Origin of the sequence: Massilia sp. UYP11 (assembly GCF_050434805.1) — a bacterium.
GTDB lineage: Bacteria > Pseudomonadota > Gammaproteobacteria > Burkholderiales > Burkholderiaceae_D > Telluria.
The window spans coordinates 1-7,302 of sequence record NZ_JBNDJE010000043.1; the positions used below are offsets into that span (position 1 = coordinate 1).

The following is a 7,302-nucleotide window of genomic DNA, read 5'->3' on the forward strand; positions in this document are numbered from 1 at the left end:
CCAACATGGCGCTCGGCGGTATCACGCCAAAACAGAAATTGGCACTCGCCGCTTAACCTCTACTTTTAGCGTGCTCTAAAAATGGGGGGATTACCTTACGATCTTACAGAACACGTGGAAGGCTGATTAAAGGGACGAACGGTGCTCGTGATTTCGCTCTAGCAGTTTCCTATGATATTACTGATGAGGCGAAGATAGCTGCTATTAGCACCTAGACCAATAGGTCGTCAACCAAAGTGGATTGCTGACGGTATCGCCGGTGGTAAGAAGCTGGAAGATCTGCGAATCAAGAAGTAAGGCTCTGCCAGGTAGGACAAGAGAAATGCCCCGTTTGGGGCATTTTTGCTATCTAGCTCATGTTTTAGGTAGGGCAGGGACTCGGCTTAAAGTCTACGAAGACCACATGGTCAACAACGTATGTAGAGAAGTTCGCTTCAGGCAGCATGGTAGTCAGCAGCTTCATGATGGCCTTAGTCGGCGCAGTCCAGCCGCTCCAAATGATGTTTGAGTCGTCGTCCAGGACTAGGTGTTGTCGCTTTTTCATCTGGCACCTCCAGCAAGCTCACACAAAACTTTGTCTACAGTGAAGTGAAGAAGCCCTTCGCTCACGTGGCCGTCTTTTGCACAGATGGATAAGTGAGTGATCATAGCGCGGGTGTCGTCGTTGATCTTCTCCCTTGTGCCTATTGCCTCAAGAATGCTTACCCCTTTAAGCAAGTCAAACTTCTCAAGTCTTCTTGAGAATTCATAGCCTATAAATCTGTGATAGTCCAGGCAATGTCTGAAAGCAGATTCATACTTTCCTCGTGCCGTTAATTTGTCAATATGTTTGAACATGTTGAGCCTCCTTTATTGTTATTATTTCCAACATGGTCTTACTTACTGTTCCAGCTTAAAACCCGCTCTTGCCACTGAAGCTTTGCGAAAGTATGCAAATCTATAAGTCTTAGTCTGTATTGTTCTTGTGCTGTCAATGTTTGTGTAACCATGCTCGTTCCTTGTTTATGTATATATTATTAATATAGTAAAAATTTGAACGAAGTCAACGGATGGATTGAAGATAACGATATCGAAAGTAGGAAATGAAAAGATCCAGAATTTCTGGATCAGTTGAGGTCAAGCTTTAGATTTGGGATTGCAGGATTTGCGTTCGTCAGTTGTGAATGTTCTCGGCAACTTGAAACGTTTGTCATTGAGGTAGGTGAGATCCAGGCGGTGTTGCTTGGACATAGTGATGGGTGAGAATCGGTCCAGTTGTCGTGCCTTACTGAACGATTGTTTGATGTAGCGGTCTGCTGTTTTGCGGTCAATCCCGTTGACCTTCATGAAGTGCCTGATCACTTCCTCGCCTTCGCCTTTATGCATAGCGAACCCTATGTGGTGGATCATGTGGCAAAGGTGGCACAGTAGCTTCAAGCCCGTAAGGGACTGTGTACGCGGCCAGGTGAAAGACCAGACTTCATGACACTCAAGAGGGCCGGCGGCGCCGCAACACTGACACTTCGGTGTTTTAATGAAGGTGTTGCCCATCATGACTTTCTTGATCTTGATCCAGTCGCTCTCAGGGACGGCGCTACGCACGTTTAACCAGTGCATAGAGCGTGGGATAGGGTCAGGTTGGACTTTGAGCCGTGGAAGCTCGTGAAGGTCGCTGTAGAGCTTTGCTGCGGTGTAGGCGGTTAGGGCGAAGCCAAGGGCAAGTAGAGAGTCAGATAACATAGCACCTCATCGTATTCGTCTATGGTGTGGTGTCTTCTGGCCTTGCTCAACCTTAGGAGCTTGCTGGTCTTTCACTATGGCTTCAACAAGGTCTTTGGGCTCCATTGGGAAGAGGTGGTTCTTGCTCTTCTCAGCCAGGTGAATGTCTATCTTGCCGTCGCTGTGGATGCCGACGAAGCCCAATACTTGAGTGCCAAGTAGCAAGCCTGCTTGAACACACTGCGGGTCATTCTGTTCAGGTAATCCGACAAGCTTGTAGCCGTCATACTGTCCAAGCACGGATGGGGATTTTTTGATCATGGTTATTCCTTTGCGCTGATTTGGGTTACAAGCTCATATGAGAAGACTGCGAACAGAGTAGAGAAGGGCGCTTCTGGATTGCCGTCTAAATGTTCTTTGACCTTCTCGTGTGCTTCGTGTGCGTGCTGCCTCACTACCTCGTTGTAGCCAGATGCAAATGTCTTCTCAAACTTGCCTCTACCAGGTAGTGAAAGGCTGCGTAAGATGGTCGCGTCGTAGTCCTGTGCGAATCGTGCCAAAGCGCTCAAGCCAAGATCTAAATGGGTAAGCTCGCGGGTGGTCGGCAAGATTGCCATGATTGCGCTCGTGCCTCGTCCGTTCGTCTTCACTTCAACACTGTAGATACCCTTCTTTGTGTTGCTGTCCACTAAAGTTAAAGTGCCTGTATTTTTAGCATAGGTCTTTACTCTCACCTCAAAGCCAAGATCTCGTATTACTTTGTAATGCTCATTTAATTCATAGTCAGTAAGTTGTTTCATAAGTCTCCTTTTTATTTTTTCTTTACTGTGTCAATCACAACATAGACTAAGAAGGCAAGGATAAGCAAAGCAGAGAGTGTAGAACTCATGTCACTGCTTTGAATGTTGTAGATACTTGAAATTGATTCTAAATAATCGTTCATGGTGTCTCCTTGCTTGTCCGTTTAATCTGTGTGTTATATAGTACTTATAGTGGAAATATTCCCGAAGTCAACTAATTGGATATCAGGATGGTCGTAGTTTTTTGTATTTAATCTTGTTGTAGCTCAAGAAGCTTCTGAACGATTGAACGGACTTGCTGTAGCAAGAAATCTGGCGAAGCTCTTCAATCGTGTGATTCTCTGTCGGTAAAGTCCTCAAGAATTCTCTAGTGCTTGTTCTTCCATGAGAACGCTTGCATTTGATATCAAGAAGATGAAGGACATGGCGAAGTGTGCTGATTGCCTTGGTGTATTCAAGTAGATCAGCAATTTGATTGATAGTGAGAGATTCCGTATCTACGTCTTTTAGCTTCTCTATATAGATGTGTTTGGAATCATGCGTGCGGCCAGTGTTCATTTCGTTCATCTTCATGACTTGATGAACTCTTTGCTTGCTCATGCCGCAAATTTCGCCCACTGCACTATATGTAATAGAGCGGTCTTCGGATTCAAGTTTAGCTATTGCACTCTTTATTTTGTCTATGCTTTTTTCATTTTTCATATATTAGAAATAGTTGTTGTCGTACTAATATATGAAAATGCTCGGCAAAGTCAACGATGTAGAAATAAGAAAACCCCTTTCGGGGCTCAATTAACAAAACGGATTTGGTAGCCACTCAGGTTTACTCTCATACCAGGTCTTCACGCTGCATAAGTTCTGGTGTCTTATTTGGAATGCTCTGAAGGAGTACTTGAAAGCACTGGCAAGACAGAAGGAAGCGATTGATAGCCCTGCTAGTCCTTGTAGTAAGCTGCCCTGTACAACACAGTAGATAGATAAGGAAATCAAGAAGACAGCGAACCCAAGTGAGATCCAACATAACCAGGCGAAGTTGCGATAGTTCATCTTCAAGTCATCTTCGTTCACCCCTAATCTGATCATGGCGTCTTTGAAGCTCTCTTTGCGTGCATTGGCTATTGTCTTCTTTGGACTAAGCAATGTGCTCGTAATCTCCTTTGTCTCTGTCGAGAACTTCTTTGTATCTTCATATCCAGTCAACTTCTTTGCTGTCCCTGTAATTGAGCTACTTCGTTTTCCAAACCACTGCTTTAATTTCTCCATACTTATTCTCCTGTTTCTTCTTAATATAATAGAAACAAAATCAAAGTCAACGGGTTCAATCAGTTAGGATATCGCTTAGCCGCCTCCGACATTTCGTTAGCTTCTCTTGCAAGTTCTTCAACCCCATACTTGTCGTCGGTGATGCGAGCATAATTCTGGCCGATTTCAAAACAGTGAAAATTCTCTATAAGAATTTGGTTAAGCTTTCTATCTTCCGATAATTCGGCTTTGAACAACGTGTTGTATATATATGCTTTTATCTTTTCCATAGATCATCTCTCCTGTTCATATTAATCTAGTTAAAACGAAAGCAAAGTCAACAGTAACAACTTAGCCGAAGGCCGGATGTCCTGAAGGACCAAAACCATCTAGACTCCTTATTTAAAAACATGCCGAAGGCAATGAGTCCTGAAAGGACAATGTGAGGGCAAAGCCCTCAAGGTGATTTTGATTTTGTTTTTATTGTCCCCCCCCGTTCCCCTTATCTTTAAAGAAAGAATATATAGGGGGGAGCACCTAAACCCGCATGAATACTATGCTTCAAACGAAAATCCCCCCGTACCCCCCGTTCCCCCTATGTAAATTTTAGGCAATTATAATTGTTGTAAAAAGAACACATTAAATTAATCGAAATATATAGTTGTTTTTTCTGGCTTAAATTTAATTCGATGGGGGGATCATTAAAAACCACGTCCAAACCCGCATGCCTACTAGCTTTGAGTGATCCCCCCAAATTTTCAATGTTCGGGGGGATCAATAAGTACACACCATATTTCTTTATTTTCATAACTACTGAATTAGCTATGTTATTAAATATTGTTATTACAAGTTGACAAATATTAATATGTCATTACAATATCAAATACAACGACAATAGGTAATATATGAGAAATAAAAAAGACAATTCAAGAAATAAAAACTTCAACTGTAGAATTGAAGCTCAACTTCAATTTGAACTAGATGAAATAAAGAAGGTGGCTGGCAAAAACTGGTCTGACGACGTAAGGCTTTTTTTATGGGGAAAGGTGGAAGAGTACAAGCAGCAGAATCAAGTGAAATTTCTACATTGAAGCACAAAAGAAAAAAGCGATTGTTGTAGCAATCGCCTTTATTAAAACTAGTTCATAACCACCGAAAGGAATGAACAACAATTAAGGATAAAATTATGGTAACAGAAAATTCTAAAAAGTCAAATATAGATTTTGACGATCTTAATCAATTCGGTTGCGAGTTCGCAAGCAAAGAAGATTTGGCAAAGTTCCTACAGTACAAAGAGCAGTTCAAAGAATACTACTTCTTGAACTTAAGCGGTAAGCCTGCGATTTTGAAAATGTACACAGGGGAAGAGGGCTTAAAATATGAATACTCATCTATATATGACTTCAAACAATTTCATGTAGAAGAGCATTTCATGGTTGAAGGTCGCAAATATCCAGAGAAGCGCTATTTTTCTGATCAGTGGTTGGAAGATCCAGCATTAAGAACACGCTATGAGAAGTGTGTGTTTGATCCATCAGGCAAGGACTTAGGCGACAAGATATTCAATTTTTGGACTGGATTCGTTGAGCCTATTAAGGGCGACGTGTCCGTGTTCTTAAATCATATTGATATGTTGATTGACGGCACATCAGAACAGAAGGAGCACTTGGTAAAGCTTATTGCTCACCAGATTCGTTTCCCTCATGTTCAGTCAGGTACTAGTGTCGCTCTTCGTGGGCCTCAAGGCGCAGGTAAGACAACTATATCAATGTGTATCGCTGCCATGTGTCCGAATCACTGCAAGGTTGTAGACGATACTGAAGACCTTTTTGGCTTCAACAGTGAGACTCTTCACACAAAGTATTTCTTCATGGAAGAAGCTGTGTGGGGTGGTAACAAGAGTTCTGAAGGTAAATTAAAGAATGCTATCACTGCTGATACTCGTGCAATCAAGATCAAAAATCTAACTGGTACAACAATCAAGAACTATGCTTTCTATATCTTTACTAGTAACGAAGATTGGATGGTGCCAGTAGGGCCAGGTGATCGCCGCTTCAATGTGTTTGACTGCACCACAAAGCTTGAGTCAACACCAGGATACTTTGAGAAATTCTACGAATGGCTTCATGGGGAAGGTAAGCATGCATTACTTCACTATTTCCTATACGAGATAGACCTTGAAGGATTCAATCCGAAGAAGGCAATCGATACCAAAGCGAAAACAGATTTGAAGACTTTAAGCTTAAAGCCGGTTGAGAAGTTCTTGTACAATTTATTAAGCAGTGAGATTGACTATCAGCCATTGCTAACAGGTGGGTGGGAAGAGGAAGTGCGCCTAACTCGTGCGGATCTATACAGTTTTTTCTTAGAAAATACTTCCACAAACAGAGTGGAGCAGGGTGAATTTTCAAGGAAGCTCGCTTCAATATTTGACTTCATTCCAAACTGGAAGGACAACTGGAAGGATCGTAAGCACGGTGGATACTACAAATTGCCAAGTAAGGCAGAATGCCGCACTATGTTTGCCAAGTTCTTAAAAGAAGATCCAGCTATGTTGTTCCCTGTGGAAGAGGTTGCAGTAGCCTCAGAAACGTCCTCTGGAAGCGATAGCAAGCCAGCAGAGAAGAAGCTATGTCCAGCAGTCGTTGCGGCGCCTGTAGAGCCTGTGAAAGCTGTTGTAGCTGACGAGGTAGAAGCGAAGCCTCAAGAAGTCATCAAGAACATCAAGGCTGAACTACAGAAGGCGAAAGAGAAAGAGTGGGTTGCAACAGTTGCGAAGCCAAAGCCTGAAAAAGTGAAGTACTCATCGAAGCTTGCATTCGTAAAAGACCAAGTTGGTGAAGTAGGCCAGGGTAGCACGGTATAAGGGAGAGCCCTTCGGGGCTTCTCTTGTGATCAAAGGAACGCATGGTAGAAAAGCAAAAGCCCCTCATGGGGCAATTGTGGTGTTACTCAACGGTAGTAGTGCAGCTTAGTTAAAGAATCCAGTAAGGACGCCTTGGTCGTCTTTTAAAGGTTGTTCACTGTACTGTAGCTCTCCAAATGTCCTCGTGTTTTTCTTGGATGAAAGCGACTTGACTAATGCACAACCTTGAATCGTCTTCTCTGCTGAGTAAAGGATAACGTTCACTGAGTCCTTCTTTTCAGGGTGATTGTTCAATGAGCCGTATTTCTTGTACAAATCTTTCCAATCCTGCTCACTTCGCTTTACACCATCAACAAGCATGGAGCCTTCAGCAGTGAGAATAACATATTCAATATCAAGATTTTGAACTAATGGCTTGATAATCGAAACATGGTGTGAGGTCGGAATCTCGCCTAAGTTTGGCACAACAGTCACATTTCTGTCCTTGTCAATTAGCATATAGACTGGTGGAACTACGTCTGCATGTTTGATAGTCTTGCGAAGAGCATAAACACTTCTCTCAACGATTCGTTCCATGTACGAAGGTAGGTTAAGCTCCTTTGGTAATCCCCCCATTTTTAGAGCACGCTAAAAGTAGAGGTTAAGCGGCGAGTGCCAATTTCTGTTTTGGCGTGATACCGCCGAGCGCCATGTTGG

The 7,302-nt window shown here is 42.8% G+C and carries 9 protein-coding genes; 2 read left to right on the top strand and 7 right to left on the bottom strand.

Features of this window, described 5'->3' with window-relative positions; genetic code table 11:
• The first annotated feature begins 219 nt into the window (after nucleotides 1-219).
• Nucleotides 220-297, top strand: a complete 78-nt coding sequence (locus tag ABIB38_RS23880; protein WP_429207281.1) for an H-NS family nucleoid-associated regulatory protein — start codon at nucleotides 220-222, stop codon at nucleotides 295-297.
• Nucleotides 298-540: 243 nt separating this feature from the next.
• On the opposite strand, the gene ABIB38_RS23885 is transcribed toward ABIB38_RS23880, so the two are convergent.
• From ABIB38_RS23885 to ABIB38_RS23910, 6 genes are all read right to left on the bottom strand, one after another.
• Nucleotides 541-837, bottom strand: a complete 297-nt coding sequence (locus tag ABIB38_RS23885) for a hypothetical protein (protein ID WP_429207266.1) — start codon at nucleotides 835-837, stop codon at nucleotides 541-543.
• Nucleotides 838-1,116: 279 nt separating this feature from the next.
• Nucleotides 1,117-1,719, bottom strand: a complete 603-nt coding sequence (locus ABIB38_RS23890; protein WP_429207268.1) for a hypothetical protein — start codon at nucleotides 1,717-1,719, stop codon at nucleotides 1,117-1,119.
• Between the two features lie 6 nt (nucleotides 1,720-1,725).
• On the bottom strand, nucleotides 1,726-2,019 hold the full coding sequence (locus ABIB38_RS23895) for a hypothetical protein (RefSeq protein ID WP_429207270.1): 294 nt from the start codon (nucleotides 2,017-2,019) through the stop codon (nucleotides 1,726-1,728).
• 2 nt (nucleotides 2,020-2,021) lie between these two features.
• A complete protein-coding gene (locus ABIB38_RS23900; protein WP_429207272.1) occupies nucleotides 2,022-2,498 on the bottom strand; it encodes a hypothetical protein in 477 nt (158 codons plus the stop codon).
• Between the two features lie 225 nt (nucleotides 2,499-2,723).
• Nucleotides 2,724-3,200, bottom strand: coding sequence for a hypothetical protein (locus ABIB38_RS23905; RefSeq protein WP_429207274.1), 477 nt, complete (start codon nucleotides 3,198-3,200; stop codon nucleotides 2,724-2,726).
• A gap of 620 nt (nucleotides 3,201-3,820) precedes the next feature.
• A complete protein-coding gene (locus ABIB38_RS23910) occupies nucleotides 3,821-4,030 on the bottom strand; it encodes a hypothetical protein (RefSeq protein WP_429207276.1) in 210 nt (69 codons plus the stop codon).
• Between the two features lie 896 nt (nucleotides 4,031-4,926).
• Between ABIB38_RS23910 and ABIB38_RS23915 the strand changes: the two genes are divergently transcribed.
• Nucleotides 4,927-6,606, top strand: coding sequence for a primase-helicase family protein (locus tag ABIB38_RS23915; RefSeq protein ID WP_429207278.1), 1,680 nt, complete (start codon nucleotides 4,927-4,929; stop codon nucleotides 6,604-6,606).
• Between the two features lie 105 nt (nucleotides 6,607-6,711).
• On the opposite strand, the gene ABIB38_RS23920 is transcribed toward ABIB38_RS23915, so the two are convergent.
• Nucleotides 6,712-7,182: a hypothetical protein gene (locus tag ABIB38_RS23920; RefSeq protein ID WP_429207279.1), complete on the bottom strand. Its 471-nt coding sequence runs from the start codon at nucleotides 7,180-7,182 to the stop codon at nucleotides 6,712-6,714.
• Nucleotides 7,183-7,302: the final 120 nt, after the last annotated feature.

Bases quoted from the DNA above. Each gene is read 5' to 3' on its own strand.
- ABIB38_RS23885 (WP_429207266.1), bottom strand. From the start codon at position 837: ATGTTCAAACATATTGACAAATTAACGGCACGAGGAAAGTATGAATCT.
- ABIB38_RS23890 (WP_429207268.1), bottom strand. From the start codon at position 1,719: ATGTTATCTGACTCTCTACTTGCCCTTGGCTTCGCCCTAACCGCCTAC.
- ABIB38_RS23895 (WP_429207270.1), bottom strand. From the start codon at position 2,019: ATGATCAAAAAATCCCCATCCGTGCTTGGACAGTATGACGGCTACAAG.
- ABIB38_RS23900 (WP_429207272.1), bottom strand. From the start codon at position 2,498: ATGAAACAACTTACTGACTATGAATTAAATGAGCATTACAAAGTAATA.
- ABIB38_RS23905 (WP_429207274.1), bottom strand. From the start codon at position 3,200: ATGAAAAATGAAAAAAGCATAGACAAAATAAAGAGTGCAATAGCTAAA.
- ABIB38_RS23910 (WP_429207276.1), bottom strand. From the start codon at position 4,030: ATGGAAAAGATAAAAGCATATATATACAACACGTTGTTCAAAGCCGAA.
- ABIB38_RS23915 (WP_429207278.1), top strand. From the start codon at position 4,927: ATGGTAACAGAAAATTCTAAAAAGTCAAATATAGATTTTGACGATCTT.
- ABIB38_RS23920 (WP_429207279.1), bottom strand. From the start codon at position 7,182: ATGGAACGAATCGTTGAGAGAAGTGTTTATGCTCTTCGCAAGACTATC.